A 14,822-nucleotide genomic window follows, 5' to 3' on the forward strand; every position below is an offset into this window, starting at 1 on the left:
CAGCGGGGTATTTTAGAAGAAAGCTAGCTGATGATCCTCATGCAGTTTCTGATATTCCTTGCCTTGGTTTTTTACGTATTTTCCTATCATATTCTCATTTCCATGCTTACCTACCGTACTCGTAAAATATCCATCAGTCCAAAATTCTCCACCCCATAATTGTTTCTTTACCTGTGGACACTGTCTAAATATTTGACGAGCTGTAACACTTTTAATTGTTGTTACTATTTTTGTTACGCTATAGGTTGGTACAGATTGTACCAAAAAATGGACATGATCTTCATCAACCCCTATTTCTAAAAATTTTATTTGATATCTCTTTTCTATCTCTAAACATATTTCTCGTAATACTTGATCAACTGATACGTCAAACACTGCTCGGCGATATTTTGCTGGAAATACCATGTGATACAGCAGTACCGTAACATTATGACTTTTATGTATATATTTGCTCATTCCGCCATATTACGCCGCAAGCGGCGGGGAATATACCCAAAAGAGATTAAACTTTCATTAATAGGAGGTATTTATGGCATTTAATTTACCAAATGTAAGAAATAAATCAGAGATTAGTAATGAGTTAAGAAGACGTAACTATTTAGATAACATATTCGATGATTTTTTTAATGAATTTTATATATCTAAAGATAAAGTTCTAATACCTAAAACCGATATTTCTGAAACTGATACCGGATATAGTTTAGAAGTAGAATTACCTGGTATAAATCAAAAAGATATCGATATAAATATAGATAATCATATTTTAATTATAAAAGGACATAAAGAAGAAAAATCTGAGGAGAAAAATAAGAATTATCATATGCGTGAGCGATATTATGGTTCTTTCCAACGTTCAATAACTTTGCCTACAAATATTAAGGATGATGAGGTAGATGCACGCTTTGAAAACGGCATATTATATATAAAAATACCAAAAAAAGAATAAGGAAAAACTAGAAAAATTGAAGTGAAATAATATTGTATAGGGCTTGATTTTTTATCGTCATTTCGAGCGATTAAAAGGAGCATAGCAATCTCATAAAATAATATTTTCTGAGATTGCCACACCCTAAGGCTTTGCTGCTTTTCATAAGGCATTGTTGCGTGGGTCAGTAAATCAAATATGTCAATTTGTAACTTGTGAGCTGGATCCAGTAAAAATACTAAAATAATATATCCTCTAAGTTGTTTTATGGATACCGTGGCCAAGCGACTAGGTAACATCGAGAACGTTTTTCGATCTACACAACAAACGGTTCTAAGAAAAAGATAATAAAGGTTAAATCATATGAATAAAACTTTGAAATACTTGCTTATTATATTTATGAGTATAATGAAAATACTATAAGTAAGTAGAACAAAACTTATTTAAAATAATAAGATTTTAAATAGGTAATGATGAACAGAAAATATAGACACTTATCTCGCGAAGAGAGATATGAAATAAAAAGAATGTATGACCTAGGAGTCAGTATTAACAAGATAGCACAACATCTTACGAGGTCTAAAAGCACTATTAGTATGGAGCTAAAAAGAAATAAAGTAAAAGGTAAGTATATGCCTTGTGTTGCTCAGGAACAATATAAAAAAAGGATGCATCAGCAAGAGTTATTAAAAATAGAGAAGTTACCTATTTTGTTAAATTATATCAAAAATGCTATGATTCACAAGAAATGGTCACCGGATGCTATAGCCGGAAAGTTAAAACTGGACAAAAATACAGCTTGTTGTATCAGTACAGAAAGTATATATAGATTTGTCTACACTTCTCCAGTTGCAGCTAAATTAAAGTTATATAGCTATTTACCGTCTAAAAGATATAAAAGGCAAGAAAGGGGGACAAGGCATCAAAGGATCATTATACCACAAAGGATCTCAATACATCAGCGTGATGCAATAGCAATGCAAAAGCTAGAAGTAGGGCATTTTGAGGCAGATCTTACATTTCATAAAGGTAATCAAAGTATGAATATCGGTGTGCTGGTGGATAAAAAGAGTCAAAAGATTATTTTAGTGCTGAATAACTCCAAAAGAGCTAAAACAGTTACCACTGGGTTTTTAAAAAAGATCAAAACGCTGCCAAGTAGTGTTAGAAAGACTATTACTATGGATAATGGCAAAGAGTTTGTAGGGCATCTTGCTTATAGACTATCTGGGTTTCAAACTTTCTTTTGTGATCCATACCGCCCTAGACAAAAAGCACTAGTGGAGAAAATGAATTCTATGATTCATAGAATTTTACCTAAAAATACAGATATTACAACCGTTACACAAAGAGGTCTTGACAATATTGCTGAGATTTTAAATAACATGGGAATATTGCCAAACTAACAAGAACAGACCGGAAAACAGTACGAAAAATAATAAACCGCTATGTAGAGGCTGGTACAGAATCCCCAGCAATCTATGAACGATCTTCAGTTTTGGATTTTTGGCACGAAAAAATAATTGAGTTATTAGAAAAAAATCTGAGTTACATAAGAATTTTTGAGGAGTTAAAAAATCAAGGTTATACAAGCAGTTATACTTCTTTGACCCGTTATATCAAAAAATATAAAATTAAGGATAACAGTTGCATTCGTTTTCATACTTTAGCAGGAGAGGAAGCACAAGTAGATTTTGGTGACATAGGCTTACAGTATAATTCTAAAGGGCGTAGAGTTAAAGCATATGTATTTAATATGCGTTTAAGCTATAGTCGCCTTGATTATTATGAAGTAGTGTTTGATCAAAGTTGTCAAACATGGATTCAATGTCATATCAATGCATTTAATTATTTTGCTGGTAGTCCAAAAGTAATAAAACTTGATAATCTTAAAGCTGGAGTAGTAGATGCCAATTTTTATGAGCCAGTATATCAGAAGGAATATAAGTGCTTAGCCGATCATTATGGAATTTTACTTTCTCCTTGTCGAGTGTATCAACCGCAAGAAAAAGGCAAAGTTGAGTCGGGAATAAAATACGTTAAAAATAATTTTTTTGCTGGTCGTAAATTTGATAGATATGAAGAATTAACAAATGGTCTTGCAAATTGGTTAAATAAGGCCAATAGCCGAATACATGGTACTACTAAGAGAATACCTAGAGAACTGTTTGAGCAAGAGGAAAGAAGTAGTTTGATTCCTTTACCATTAGAAACTTTTGATTTGTCATCTTGGCATAATCGAAAAGTAGCAAAAGATTGTCATATTACCATAGATAATAATTATTACTCTGTACCAGCAAAATATATATACAGTGAGGTAATGGTACAATTGTCCCCAAAACTTGTTCAAATATTTTCTATACAAAATGATTTAATAGCAAGACACGTTAGAACAGAGGGCAAGGGGATATTTACCACTAATCCGTCTCATTATGCTAAATACAAACGTCTATGCCCAGGTTTTATAGAATATAGTGAACATTATCAACAACAAATGCAGCAGATAGGGAATAATTGCAGTTTATTATTAGAATCATTACAACAAACAAGAGTGAATGATTGGCAACGTTGTGCACGAGGTATCATTTCTTTACGTAAGGTTTACAATGATGACTTAATAGATAAAGCCTGTCATAGAGCACTACATTATGGTATAAGTTCTTACTCTAAAATTAAGAATATTTTAAATAGTAATGCAGTAAACTTACCATTACCAGAGTTTGGAGGTAATAATGCAGAACTTATTTAATGACCTACGAAGCTTTAGATTATCAGGTATAGTCAATAGTTTAAATGAAAGGATTATTTATGCTCAAAATAATAAACTAGGATTTAAAGAATTTCTATCACTATTATGTGAAGATGAAAAATCTAACCGTAAGGATAATAATTACCGTCGCCGTAAAAGTGCTGCTAAATTGCCGGTAACTAAAAATTTAGAAGACTTTGATTTTAATTTCCAACCAAGTGTTGATGCCAAAGTAATAAGTGATTTATCAACTTGTGATTATATTAATACTAAGGGAAATGTAATATTCATAGGTGATTCAGGAACTGGGAAAACTCATCTTGCCATTGGGCTAGCATTAAAAGCTTTAACACGAGAATACTCTGTATATTTTACTACGGTATCGGATATGCTTTATAATTTACATATTGCAAGAGCAGATAATAGTTATCACAAAAAGGTTAAATTACTCCTATCGTTTGATTTATTAATTCTTGATGAGCTCGGGTTTAAGCAATTGCCAAAACATTCAGTAGAAGACTTTTTTAATATTATTGCTAAACGATATGAAAATAAATCTACCATTATTACCACAAACAAGGATTTTGAAAAATGGAATGAAATATTTGCTGATGAAGTATTAACTCATGCAATTATTGATCGAGTGGTACATCATGCTCATATACTAAACATAAAAGGTAAAAGTTATCGTATTAATAACTATAAATCTGGAGGTAATATGGCATAAAAATTTTTAAATATAGTGGTTCCTTTTTCGTGCAATTTACTGGTCCCTTTTTAATTGAAAATGACAATAGATTTTTAAGGAATGAAAAATATACACCTTCTTTGTTATGGGAACACATCAAGAATGATGTTATTTTTTCATCTAATGGATATACAATATTTGATGATACGGTTTTAAATAAAAGGAATACGAAGCAAATAGAAATTGCAAGATCGCAGTACAGTGGAGCTACAGGTAGAGTTACTAAAGGTATAGGAGTAGTGAGTCTGGTATATTATAACCCTGATATTAATAAGTTTTGGGTAATAGATTATCGAATTTTTGCACCTGATCATGATGGAGCAACAAAACTAGAACACCTATTAAACATGTTAAATAATGCTGTTTATAGCAAGAAGATTCCTTTTCAAACAGTACTTTTTGACACATGGTATTCTACACACAAAATTATGCAACATGTTGACTCTCTGGGGAAATATTATTATGCCCCTATTAAAGCCAATAGAAACGTTAGTAAAACGCACGATTCTAAACCTTATAAAGCTGTAAAAGAGTTGACATTTTCAGATGAAGAGATCAGGCATGGAGTAGAGATTCATATAAAAGGCTTTGCTAAAAATAAGCATGTTAATTTGTTTAAATTTACTGTTCCTACCAACAGAGTTGAGTATGTTGTTACCAATAACAAAACTCACAAATCTTCTAAAGCTGCACAAGATGAGTGTGGCTTTCGATGGGTAATTGAGAGCATGCACAGAGAAATTAAGCAACTTACTGGGATAGAACGTTGTCAATGCAGGAAACAGCGTATTCAACGTAATCATATTAGTTGGGCATTTTTAGTTTGGGCATTTCTCAAAAGGACTGCAAATACAATCGGTAAAACGGTTTACCAAATAAAGTTAGGGCTTTTAGATGACTATATGCAACAACAGCTGCGTTCTCCATCTTTACGATATTTAGAACCAAACATAGCGTAGAGTCTTTCTAATTAAGTGTGTAAATTTTTCATAGGGCTTAAATTCTACCTTCAAATTTTATCAAAAAGTGAGCCATAGCTGCGTTCCAGTTTGGAATCGGCATAGCCCATTTCTTGGTCATATAATCAATTGCCAAATATAAGGTCTTAAAAACGGCATTATCATTTGGAAAAACCCGTTTATTCTTGGTAACCTTACGTAATTGGCTATTGACAGATTCTACACTATTCGTTGTGTATATTACTTTCCTTATCGCCTCAGGGTATCCTAGAAAAACCATTAAATTTTCCCAATGAACATACCAAGATTTAGCAATTTGTGGATACTGTTTACTCCATTTAGCTTCAAAAGATTCTAAAGCAAGATGTGCTTCTTCCTCTGTGCTAGCAGTATAAATAGGCTTTAAATCAGCCGCTAATTCTTTTCGGTCTTTATATGATACATATTTTAAACTATTTCTAATCTGATGTACAATACATAATTGATGTTCGGTTTTCGGAAAAACTGCCTCTATCGCCTCAGACATACCGGTTAAATCTCTTTTGGGTATATTCCCCGCCGCTTGCGGCGTAATATGGCGGAATGAGCAAATATATACATAAAAGTCATAATGTTACGGTACTGCTGTATCACATGGTATTTCCAGCAAAATATCGCCGAGCAGTGTTTGACGTATCAGTTGATCAAGTATTACGAGAAATATGTTTAGAGATAGAAAAGAGATATCAAATAAAATTTTTAGAAATAGGGGTTGATGAAGATCATGTCCATTTTTTGGTACAATCTGTACCAACCTATAGCGTAACAAAAATAGTAACAACAATTAAAAGTGTTACAGCTCGTCAAATATTTAGACAGTGTCCACAGGTAAAGAAACAATTATGGGGTGGAGAATTTTGGACTGATGGATATTTTACGAATACGGTAGGTAAGCATGGAAATGAGAATATGATAGGAAAATACGTAAAAAACCAAGGCAAGGAATATCAGAAACTGCATGAGGATCATCAGCTAGCTTTCTTCTAAAATACCCCGCTGCTTGCGGCGGGGATTACTTTTATTTATCACTGCAAGCAATAAGCATGTCTTGCATACCTCTGTTCTTCATCTCAGTAAAATTACCAAGCCAAAATTTTGCTCCTTCATTTTCACTGATCCACAATCCTAAAATATCCTTCCTGCCAGATAAATCAATACCTAATGCTACATATACAGACTTATTGATAATTCGTTTATCTTGACGTACTTTTACTACTAAACAGTCAAAAAATACTATAGCATATACTCGATCCAATGAAAATTCAAGGACTAAGTAGAACAAAACCTATAAATTTTCTGCCCAAATTTCATTGGGGGTTTTATAACCAAAAATCTTTCTTGGCATGTTATTTAAAATCTCAGCAATATTGTCAAGACCTCTTTGTGTAACGGTTGTAATATCTGTATTTTTAGGTAAAATTCTATGAATCATAGAATTCATTTTCTCCACTAGTGCTTTTTGTCTAGGGCGGTATGGATCACAAAAGAAAGTTTGAAACCCAGATAGTCTATAAGCAAGATGCCCTACAAACTCTTTGCCATTATCCATAGTAATAGTCTTTCTAACACTACTTGGCAGCGTTTTGATCTTTTTTAAAAACCCAGTGGTAACTGTTTTAGCTCTTTTGGAGTTATTCAGCACTAAAATAATCTTTTGACTCTTTTTATCCACCAGCACACCGATATTCATACTTTGATTACCTTTATGAAATGTAAGATCTGCCTCAAAATGCCCTACTTCTAGCTTTTGCATTGCTATTGCATCACGCTGATGTATTGAGATCCTTTGTGGTATAATGATCCTTTGATGCCTTGTCCCCCTTTCTTGCCTTTTATATCTTTTAGACGGTAAATAGCTATATAACTTTAATTTAGCTGCAACTGGAGAAGTGTAGACAAATCTATATATACTTTCTGTACTGATACAACAAGCTGTATTTTTGTCCAGTTTTAACTTTCCGGCTATAGCATCCGGTGACCATTTCTTGTGAATCATAGCATTTTTGATATAATTTAACAAAATAGGTAACTTCTCTATTTTTAATAACTCTTGCTGATGCATCCTTTTTTTATATTGTTCCTGAGCAACACAAGGCATATACTTACCTTTTACTTTATTTCTTTTTAGCTCCATACTAATAGTGCTTTTAGACCTCGTAAGATGTTGTGCTATCTTGTTAATACTGACTCCTAGGTCATACATTCTTTTTATTTCATATCTCTCTTCGCGAGATAAGTGTCTATATTTTCTGTTCATCATTACCTATTTAAAATCTTATTATTTTAAATAAGTTTTGTTCTACTTACTTATAGTATTTTCACAATGGTCGGCTTTGCCATATCTTGACATCCTCAATTACATCATCAGTAATTTGACTTATCAAACTTTCGCTAACGTCAGCTCCATACAATTCTTGCATTTGAATCTTAATATCAGATAAGCTCATTCCTTTAGCGTATAACGATATTATTTTATCATCAAATCCTTCAATACGTCTTTGACGCTTTGGAATTAATGCAGGTTCAAATGTACTACTTCTATCCCTTGGAACCTCAATCTCTATAACTCCATTATTTGTTACTAGATTCTTTACATTCTTACCATTACGAACATTATCACTATCAGTATGACAATATTTATCATATCCTAAGTGATTATTCATCTCTGACTGCAATGCCTTCTCTACAAGCCGTTTGGTTAATTGCTTTAATAAACCATCCTCTTTAAGTAATGTTGATATATCTGTATCATTATTTATTAATAAATCTATCGCTTGATTTATTGCTTCATTTTGTTTTTGGTGCATATAATTTCTCCTTTTGTTATATTATATTTTTATATAACCTTTGAGAAATTCCCACACTTATTTGGACAGAGCCATAGCGTAAGTTTTGAGTATTAAAAACAGCATCATAAAATGTTTCAAAATCTCCTACAACTTTCCTAATTTCATTTTTTATCTTAAACCAGTAATGCTCTATAGGATTTAAATCAGGAGAGTAAGTTGGTAAATACAATATGGTACAACCAACGGATTCAATGAACTCTTTAACTTTAGAATTTTTATGAAAATTAATGTTATCCATAATAACGGTTTGCCCAGGTTGTAATTCTGTAATTAATACATCCCTAATATAAGTTTTAAAGACCTCTGTATTACAATTACCTTCAAATATTACAGGAGCAATAAGATTACCATTACAAAGACCAGCTATCATACTTATTCTAAATTTATGTTGATACACCTTTTCTCCATAACACCTTTGTCCTATAATGCTCCATCCATACTCTTTGCAAGCATTATCCTCTATTCCAGATTCATCAAGATATACTAATTTGTCTTTTGTGATGGTTTGTATCTTTGCTATAAATTCATTTCTTAATTTAATATCTCTTTTCGGATGAAAATGAGTTTTTTTATAGCTATAGCCAAGTTTTCTGATTTGTCTTAAAATAGTTACAGATGCAATATTACCCCATTGCTTTGCTAACTCCTTTGATGTTTTATTCATATTAGCTTTAAAAAATTCTTTAAAAGATTCTGAATCTTTTATCTTATGACTATGTCCTTTCTGATAACCAGTTGCTGCTTCTAAAGTACCTTGCTTATCTTTTAATTTTTTCCATTTATATATAGTATCACGACTTACATTAAATAATTTACTTACCTTACTTATTCGTATCCCTGCTTCTACAGCTTTTATAACTCTTAGTCTTAGTTCTATTGCATATGCTCGTGCCATATCTCTTTACATGCTTGTTAATATTTGCTTACTATAACATGATACTCTCGCTCTGTCAGTACCTTAATGACTTATGCTATACAAAAGTGAAAACGTTAATTGAATCTGTTGGTTGCAGTATTTTATTTTTACCAACTTACTCTCCTGACTTAAATCTCTTTTGGGTATATTCCCCGCCGCTTGCGGCGTAATATGGCGGAATGAGCAAATATATACATAAAAGTCATAATGTTACGGTACTGCTGTATCACATGGTATTTCCAGCAAAATATCGCCGAGCAGTGTTTGACGTATCAGTTGATCAAGTATTACGAGAAATATGTTTAGAGATAGAAAAGAGATATCAAATAAAATTTTTAGAAATAGGGGTTGATGAAGATCATGTCCATTTTTTGGTACAATCTGTACCAACCTATAGCGTAACAAAAATAGTAACAACAATTAAAAGTGTTACAGCTCGTCAAATATTTAGACAGTGTCCACAGGTAAAGAAACAATTATGGGGTGGAGAATTTTGGACTGATGGATATTTTACGAGTACGGTAGGTAAGCATGGAAATGAGAATATGATAGGAAAATACGTAAAAAACCAAGGCAAGGAATATCAGAAACTGCATGAGGATCATCAGCTAGCTTTCTTCTAAAATACCCCGCTGCTTGCGGCGGGGATTACTTTTATTCCTATTGAGCATTACTGGTTTAAAATCAAGAATGAAATAAGAAAAACTATTTCTAATTTTGAGCACTTTTTTGATGCTGTTTACTATGCTCTTAAAAAAGTCACTACCTTATCGCATTAAGCTATAATATAAATGTTTTTTTGTATATTCAAGATAAAAATAAAATTTTTATGCAGTTAACAAGTTTTACAGATTATGGGTTACGTAGTCTCATATATCTTGCGTCTAAACAGGGGAAAATTTGTAGTGTAAAAGAAATAGCAGAATACTATCAAAACTTACGCTATGTTTGATATAATGCCCATGAATTAAGGGATATTATGAAGTGCTTCACTATAAAACATTGCTGTGTAATAAGAGTTTTTAGCATATTTGCTATAACATAGCGTAAGTTTTGCTATAATATTTCGCTTAATCATTTAGTAAAGGTAATACACAAATTAGTACAATTAGGATATATTAAGTAGTAGTAAAGGAAAAGGAGGTGGAATTAAACTTGCATTTAACCCCTCCTCTATGAAACTTGGAGATTTAATAGAAAAGTTAGAGCCTAATATGGATATAGTAGAATGTTTTATAAAGATACTAATCGATGCAGAATCACTAATTCGTGCCAATTTAAACATTTTATTAAGGAGGCAAGCAATGCATTTATAAAAACACTTAACAATTATACATTAGAGGATGCTGCTAGCACCTTTTCTCTGTCCAACTATTAAAAACTCTTTATTTCCTTTAGCTCCAAATATCGGGCTTTCTACAATACCGAATATCTCAAAATGATGCTCTTGCTCAAGCCAAACCCTAATTTTATCACATACTTTTTGATGTAAGAGCAGATTTTTAATGATCCCCCCCTCTTCTACTTCATGCTTTTCGACTTCAAATTGTGGTTTGATTAAAGCTATAAGTAAACAATCTTTCTTAGCTAAAGCAAATGAAGCAGGCAGAATAGTAGTTAAGCTGATAAAGCTTGCATCACAAACTATCAAATCAGGCTGAGTAGTTATTTGTTTATCGGTTAAATATCGTGCATTAGTTTTCTCAAGCACTATAATTTGTGGATTGTCACGCAATCTATGATGCAGCTCGCCATAACCAACATCTACGGCAAAAACTAACTCTGCTCTTCGCTCCAATAAAACTTCTGTAAAACCGCCAGTACTGCTTCCAAGATCAATGCAAACCATACCGCTAGGGTTAATCTTAAAATGATCTAAAGCCTTAATTAGCTTTAATGCTCCTCTCGAAACATAATTATGCTTCGGCAATTTTACCTTAATATCCTTATCATTTACACTAATTTGAGTTCCGGCTTTGGTTAATTGCTCATGTTTATTATGCACTTTACCCTGCATAATTAGACTTTGTGCTATTTGGATACTTGGAGCAAAACCTTTTTGCAATAAAAATTCATCAAGTCTTATTTTAGTCATTGTAAATTGAGTAATACTTGATTTTGTAATTTAAATAATTCAGCAGCACCTACTTTTGCAAGTTTTAACATTTCTAAAAACTGTTCTTCAGAAAAAGGTTTTTTCTCTGCCGTTCCTTGAATTTCAATTAAATTTCCATTACCTGCAAACACAAAATTACTATCGACTTCAGCGTCGCTATCTTCTAAATAATCTAAATCTAATATAGGTTGATCTTTATATATACCGCAAGAAACGGCAGCAACCTGGTTAATTAATGGATTTACTTTCAGAATTCTTTTCTTCATTAATGATCTAATAGCTAAATGCAAAGCTACATAACTCCCTGTTATAGCGGCAGTCCTAGTACCTCCATCGGCATTAATCACATCACAATCTATAGTAATTTGTCGTTCACCAAGTTTTTGTAAGTCAATTATCGAACGCATCGTCCTCCCAATTAAACGCTGTATCTCTTGCGTTCTACCTGACTGCTTACCTTGGACTGCTTCCCTTTTATTACGCTGAGATGTAGAACTTGGAAGCATACCGTACTCTGCGGTAATCCATCCTCTGTTCTGATTACGCAAAAATGGTGGCACTGTCGTATCATAACTTGCACTACACATAACATGAGTATTGCCTATTTTAATAAGACATGAGCCTTCTGCGTTAATAAGAGGAGATAACTCTATTGAAATAGGACGTAATTGATTGCTTTTTCTGCCTGACTGCCTCATAATATAATATTTATACCTCTAATAGATGAAGAATAGATAGACAAAGTTTTATTTGGAAAAGATTTTAAATAAAACAAGTATACCCCATTGAAAATTTTAGATTTTTTATTATATCTTATACTATAAGTAAATCAATAATAGTTATACGATGACGGACAATAATATAGAAAACAAAGAAGAAGCAATAAATAATATTGCTGAAGAAGTAGAAAATATTGAAACTAATTCAGAAATAGCAGACTTAAAAGCCCAAATAGAAGAGCTAAAAGATAAGCTAATTAGAGCAAGTGCTGAAATAGATAATACAAGAAAGCGTTTAGAAAAAGCACGTGATGATGCAAGAGATTATGCGATTACTACATTTGCTAAAGAACTTTTAAACGTTAGCGATAATCTATCTAGAGCGTTAGAACATAAGCCGCTAGATGCTTCAGTAGAAGTAACGAATATTATTGCTGGTGTTCAGATGACTAAAGATGAGCTAGATAAAGTATTTCATAAGCATCATATAGAAGAAATAAAGCCGGAAATAGGATCATCATTTGATTATAATTTGCATAATGCAATTTCTCAAATAGAGCATCCTGATCATGAACCTAATAGCGTTATTAATATAATGCAAGTTGGTTATAAAATTAAAGATAGGTTATTAAGACCTGCGACTGTTCAAGTAACAAAAAAGTAGATACATATGAATAAAACCGCTATATTTTGGCTTCTTTTTATAGGAATTTTTATAAGCGGTTTTATGCTAATTTCAGAAGCAATAAGACCATTTTTTATTGCCTTTATAATTTCTTATTTACTTCAGCCTGCCATAGAATTTGTTGCGTCAAAATTTAAATTATCAAATAAAATTTCATCTATTGTAGTTTACTTGATATTTTTAAGTGTATTTTTTACTGCACTTACTCTTTTAGTACCAGTAATTTATGGGCAGGTTTCTACTTTTGTCAATAATATCCCTAAATATAAGGATTATTTTCAAGCGGAAATATTACCGCCTATAATGACAAAAATTTATGCTGTAGAGCCTAATATCGCTGATAAGATACGAGATTCTTTAAGTAATTTCATAAATAGTATATTCACTATACTTGGTAGCCTTGCGAATAATTTTTGGCACTATACTCTCATTACAATTAATATATTTGTCTTATTTTTACTTATACCTATAATATTATTTTATTTCTTACGTGATTGGACGAGAATTATCGAAAATATGAAATCATTACTACCGCTAAAAAGTAGGCACAAAATCCTTGGAATATTATCCTCTATTAATAGCCTGCTTGCTGCCTATATAAGAGGTCAGCTAAATATCTGCTTAATGTTATCTATTTATTATAGCATCTCATTTACTGTAATAGGTATTGATCTTGCTCTTTTACTTGGAATCCTAACAGGGTTTTTAGTAATTATTCCTTTTATTGGCACTTTTATTTCTTTTCTTCTGACTCTAACTATCGGATATTTAACATTTGGTGCAACCACAAAACTGTTTTATATAATAGTGGTCTATTTAATCGGAAATATTTGTGAGTCATATATTATAACACCTAAAATTATTGGTGATAAAATAGGTTTACATCCTCTTTGGATTATATTCTCAATTTTTGCCTGCGGTAGTTTATTCGGCTTTATCGGCATATTTTTCGCTATACCAATAGCTGGAGTTACTAAGATTTTACTTTTTAATATAATCAAGTTCTATAAATCTAGTAGATTTTACCGTTTAGAAGGATAAAATGTGTCATCCTAATGCAACTCTATGTCATTCCTGCCTGCACAAGACTTTGTTGCATGGCTCGAAAAACAAGTACAATGTCATCCCCGCGTAGGCGGGGATCCAGCATAAAGCAAGACAAAGCGAGCTTTTAACTTTAAAAACTTGCTGTATTTATGTTTTTTTCTGGATTCCCGCTTTCGCGGGAATGACAAATATTTCTTTTGCTAGTGCAAATACTTTCCATCCACGCTTTATCTCTTATCTCCTCAAAAGAAGCTTCTATATTTTTTTATATTTTGCAAAAACACTTCCTAAATTTTAACCTCTTTACATTTAATAAAACCCCTTATAGCAAAAAGACTCAAGTAAAACAATGGTGTGCAGCAAATGGTAAAAAATAATTTCCAGCTATAGCTATTAAATATTAATTTCCATATTTGTTCGACAGGAAAGATACTAAACATTGCCATAAAACTAATCACGATAGTAGTATCGATAAATAATGAGATACAAGTACTAATATTACTTCTTAACCACAAATATTTTCCTTTAGTTAATATGCGTATCCATAAATATAAATTAACATCAATTGCTTGAGCAATATAGCATGCGATAATAGATGCAAGGAATGCTACACTATAATAACTAAATACTTTATTAAATGTTTCATCATTGATTTTTGACCAGTTAGTAGCTGGCAAATAACTTACAAACATTATAATTATAGTAACTAGGACATTCATACATATTGCTAATCTAATACAAAAATTAGCTTTTTCTTTTCCATATAGCTCAGTAATTATATCAGTAATTAAAAATGTTAAAGGGTATAATATTGCTCCTGCTGATAACTCAAACTTATAAAACGGTATTTGTAACATAACAAATTTTTGATATATTAAGTTACCAAGGATTATAAGAGTAGAGAATATTATACAAAGCCCTATATAAATTTTTTCGCTATTTGTCATAGTTAGCTATTTATCTCTCTGCTATTATCTATTATTATAAACCAAACTGTTAGGGTTCTATGTCATTCTTAGCAACGGCGGGAATCCACTACTTATACAATAAACTAAACTGTTATAATAAAT

The 14,822-nt window shown here is 31.8% G+C and carries 18 protein-coding genes and 3 pseudogenes; 12 read left to right on the forward strand and 9 right to left on the reverse strand.

Annotated features, from left to right (window positions below; genetic code table 11):
- Positions 1 to 12: 12 nt before the first annotated feature.
- Positions 13 to 456 carry an IS200/IS605 family transposase gene (gene tnpA / locus AAGD55_RS09280; RefSeq protein ID WP_341790826.1) on the reverse strand — a complete coding sequence of 148 codons (444 nt, stop codon included), beginning with the start codon at positions 454 to 456 and terminating at the stop codon, positions 13 to 15.
- A gap of 73 nt (positions 457 to 529) precedes the next feature.
- Between tnpA (AAGD55_RS09280) and AAGD55_RS09285 the strand changes: the two genes are divergently transcribed.
- The 5 genes from AAGD55_RS09285 (at position 530) to AAGD55_RS09305 (ending at position 5,381) form a co-directional block, all read left to right on the forward strand.
- On the forward strand, positions 530 to 946 hold the full coding sequence (locus AAGD55_RS09285) for an Hsp20/alpha crystallin family protein (RefSeq protein WP_341791260.1): 417 nt from the start codon (positions 530 to 532) through the stop codon (positions 944 to 946).
- Positions 947 to 1,395: 449 nt separating this feature from the next.
- Positions 1,396 to 2,331, forward strand: a complete 936-nt coding sequence (locus tag AAGD55_RS09290) for an IS30 family transposase (protein WP_341791261.1) — start codon at positions 1,396 to 1,398, stop codon at positions 2,329 to 2,331.
- A 32-nt stretch (positions 2,332 to 2,363) separates the two neighbouring features.
- Positions 2,364 to 3,674, forward strand: a complete 1,311-nt coding sequence (gene istA, locus AAGD55_RS09295) for an IS21 family transposase (RefSeq protein ID WP_341792576.1) — start codon at positions 2,364 to 2,366, stop codon at positions 3,672 to 3,674.
- The gene (istB, locus tag AAGD55_RS09300; protein ID WP_341790851.1) at positions 3,658 to 4,401 is read left to right on the forward strand and encodes an IS21-like element helper ATPase IstB; all 744 of its coding nucleotides are present in this window, start codon (positions 3,658 to 3,660) and stop codon (positions 4,399 to 4,401) included. The genes istA and istB overlap by 17 nt, the downstream gene beginning before the upstream one ends.
- A gap of 29 nt (positions 4,402 to 4,430) precedes the next feature.
- Positions 4,431 to 5,381, forward strand: coding sequence for a transposase (locus AAGD55_RS09305; RefSeq protein WP_341791262.1), 951 nt, complete (start codon positions 4,431 to 4,433; stop codon positions 5,379 to 5,381).
- Between the two features lie 37 nt (positions 5,382 to 5,418).
- Here AAGD55_RS09305 and AAGD55_RS09310 read toward each other — a convergent pair whose 3' ends face one another.
- Complete coding sequence (locus AAGD55_RS09310) at positions 5,419 to 5,907, reverse strand: transposase (protein WP_341791263.1); 489 nt, start codon at positions 5,905 to 5,907, stop codon at positions 5,419 to 5,421.
- Positions 5,908 to 5,963: 56 nt separating this feature from the next.
- On the opposite strand from AAGD55_RS09310, the gene tnpA (AAGD55_RS09315) reads away from it, so the two are divergent.
- Positions 5,964 to 6,407, forward strand: coding sequence for an IS200/IS605 family transposase (gene tnpA / locus AAGD55_RS09315; protein ID WP_341791202.1), 444 nt, complete (start codon positions 5,964 to 5,966; stop codon positions 6,405 to 6,407).
- A 37-nt stretch (positions 6,408 to 6,444) separates the two neighbouring features.
- Here the strand turns inward: tnpA (AAGD55_RS09315) and AAGD55_RS09320 are convergent.
- The 4 genes and pseudogenes from AAGD55_RS09320 to AAGD55_RS09335 form a co-directional block, all read right to left on the reverse strand.
- A pseudogene (locus tag AAGD55_RS09320) lies at positions 6,445 to 6,675 on the reverse strand (transposase); the annotation flags it as partial.
- Positions 6,676 to 6,705: 30 nt separating this feature from the next.
- Positions 6,706 to 7,680, reverse strand: a complete 975-nt coding sequence (locus AAGD55_RS09325; RefSeq protein WP_341791000.1) for an IS30 family transposase — start codon at positions 7,678 to 7,680, stop codon at positions 6,706 to 6,708.
- 58 nt (positions 7,681 to 7,738) lie between these two features.
- Positions 7,739 to 8,227: a transposase gene (locus AAGD55_RS09330; protein ID WP_341791264.1), complete on the reverse strand. Its 489-nt coding sequence runs from the start codon at positions 8,225 to 8,227 to the stop codon at positions 7,739 to 7,741.
- Positions 8,228 to 8,243: 16 nt separating this feature from the next.
- Positions 8,244 to 9,164, reverse strand: coding sequence for an IS630 family transposase (locus AAGD55_RS09335; protein ID WP_341791265.1), 921 nt, complete (start codon positions 9,162 to 9,164; stop codon positions 8,244 to 8,246).
- 38 nt (positions 9,165 to 9,202) lie between these two features.
- Between AAGD55_RS09335 and AAGD55_RS09340 the strand changes: the two genes are divergently transcribed.
- The 4 genes and pseudogenes from AAGD55_RS09340 to AAGD55_RS09355 form a co-directional block, all read left to right on the forward strand.
- A complete protein-coding gene (locus tag AAGD55_RS09340) occupies positions 9,203 to 9,355 on the forward strand; it encodes a hypothetical protein (protein WP_341791266.1) in 153 nt (50 codons plus the stop codon).
- A gap of 9 nt (positions 9,356 to 9,364) precedes the next feature.
- Positions 9,365 to 9,808, forward strand: a complete 444-nt coding sequence (gene tnpA, locus AAGD55_RS09345; RefSeq protein WP_341790826.1) for an IS200/IS605 family transposase — start codon at positions 9,365 to 9,367, stop codon at positions 9,806 to 9,808.
- A 206-nt stretch (positions 9,809 to 10,014) separates the two neighbouring features.
- Positions 10,015 to 10,113: pseudogene (locus AAGD55_RS09350) on the forward strand (BadM/Rrf2 family transcriptional regulator); the annotation flags it as partial.
- Between the two features lie 129 nt (positions 10,114 to 10,242).
- Positions 10,243 to 10,563: pseudogene (locus AAGD55_RS09355) on the forward strand (RrF2 family transcriptional regulator); the annotation flags it as partial.
- Here AAGD55_RS09355 and AAGD55_RS09360 read toward each other — a convergent pair.
- Positions 10,522 to 11,280 carry a TlyA family RNA methyltransferase gene (locus AAGD55_RS09360; RefSeq protein ID WP_341791267.1) on the reverse strand — a complete coding sequence of 253 codons (759 nt, stop codon included), beginning with the start codon at positions 11,278 to 11,280 and terminating at the stop codon, positions 10,522 to 10,524. The pseudogene AAGD55_RS09355 and the gene AAGD55_RS09360 overlap by 42 nt on opposite strands.
- Positions 11,277 to 11,999, reverse strand: coding sequence for a ribonuclease PH (gene rph / locus AAGD55_RS09365; RefSeq protein WP_341791268.1), 723 nt, complete (start codon positions 11,997 to 11,999; stop codon positions 11,277 to 11,279). Before rph ends, AAGD55_RS09360 begins: the two co-directional genes overlap by 4 nt.
- Positions 12,000 to 12,147: 148 nt before the next feature.
- Between rph and grpE the strand changes: the two genes are divergently transcribed.
- Entirely contained in the window at positions 12,148 to 12,684 is a 537-nt protein-coding gene (gene grpE / locus AAGD55_RS09370) for a nucleotide exchange factor GrpE (RefSeq protein ID WP_341791269.1), read from the forward strand.
- A gap of 6 nt (positions 12,685 to 12,690) precedes the next feature.
- Positions 12,691 to 13,746 (forward strand): AI-2E family transporter, encoded by a 1,056-nt coding sequence (locus AAGD55_RS09375; protein ID WP_341791270.1) that lies wholly within the window; start codon positions 12,691 to 12,693, stop codon positions 13,744 to 13,746.
- 293 nt (positions 13,747 to 14,039) lie between these two features.
- Here the strand turns inward: AAGD55_RS09375 and AAGD55_RS09380 are convergent, their stop codons facing one another.
- Positions 14,040 to 14,699: a queuosine precursor transporter gene (locus AAGD55_RS09380; RefSeq protein WP_341791271.1), complete on the reverse strand. Its 660-nt coding sequence runs from the start codon at positions 14,697 to 14,699 to the stop codon at positions 14,040 to 14,042.
- Between the last annotated feature and the right edge of the window lie 123 nt (positions 14,700 to 14,822).

It is taken from the genome of Rickettsia endosymbiont of Gonocerus acuteangulatus (assembly GCF_964026435.1).
Classification (GTDB): Bacteria; Pseudomonadota; Alphaproteobacteria; order Rickettsiales; family Rickettsiaceae; genus Rickettsia.

Coding starts and splice junctions, on each gene's coding strand:
- AAGD55_RS09290 (WP_341791261.1), top strand. CDS start 1,396: ATGATGAACAGAAAATATAGACACTTATCTCGCGAAGAGAGATATGAA.
- AAGD55_RS09285 (WP_341791260.1), top strand. CDS start 530: ATGGCATTTAATTTACCAAATGTAAGAAATAAATCAGAGATTAGTAAT.
- rph (WP_341791268.1), bottom strand. CDS start 11,999: ATGAGGCAGTCAGGCAGAAAAAGCAATCAATTACGTCCTATTTCAATA.
- tnpA (WP_341791202.1), top strand. CDS start 5,964: ATGAGCAAATATATACATAAAAGTCATAATGTTACGGTACTGCTGTAT.
- AAGD55_RS09375 (WP_341791270.1), top strand. CDS start 12,691: ATGAATAAAACCGCTATATTTTGGCTTCTTTTTATAGGAATTTTTATA.
- AAGD55_RS09360 (WP_341791267.1), bottom strand. CDS start 11,280: ATGACTAAAATAAGACTTGATGAATTTTTATTGCAAAAAGGTTTTGCT.
- AAGD55_RS09380 (WP_341791271.1), bottom strand. CDS start 14,699: ATGACAAATAGCGAAAAAATTTATATAGGGCTTTGTATAATATTCTCT.
- tnpA (WP_341790826.1), bottom strand. CDS start 456: ATGAGCAAATATATACATAAAAGTCATAATGTTACGGTACTGCTGTAT.
- tnpA (WP_341790826.1), top strand. CDS start 9,365: ATGAGCAAATATATACATAAAAGTCATAATGTTACGGTACTGCTGTAT.
- AAGD55_RS09310 (WP_341791263.1), bottom strand. CDS start 5,907: ATGTCTGAGGCGATAGAGGCAGTTTTTCCGAAAACCGAACATCAATTA.
- AAGD55_RS09330 (WP_341791264.1), bottom strand. CDS start 8,227: ATGCACCAAAAACAAAATGAAGCAATAAATCAAGCGATAGATTTATTA.
- AAGD55_RS09335 (WP_341791265.1), bottom strand. CDS start 9,164: ATGGCACGAGCATATGCAATAGAACTAAGACTAAGAGTTATAAAAGCT.
- grpE (WP_341791269.1), top strand. CDS start 12,148: ATGACGGACAATAATATAGAAAACAAAGAAGAAGCAATAAATAATATT.
- AAGD55_RS09325 (WP_341791000.1), bottom strand. CDS start 7,680: ATGATGAACAGAAAATATAGACACTTATCTCGCGAAGAGAGATATGAA.
- AAGD55_RS09340 (WP_341791266.1), top strand. CDS start 9,203: ATGATACTCTCGCTCTGTCAGTACCTTAATGACTTATGCTATACAAAA.
- istB (WP_341790851.1), top strand. CDS start 3,658: ATGCAGAACTTATTTAATGACCTACGAAGCTTTAGATTATCAGGTATA.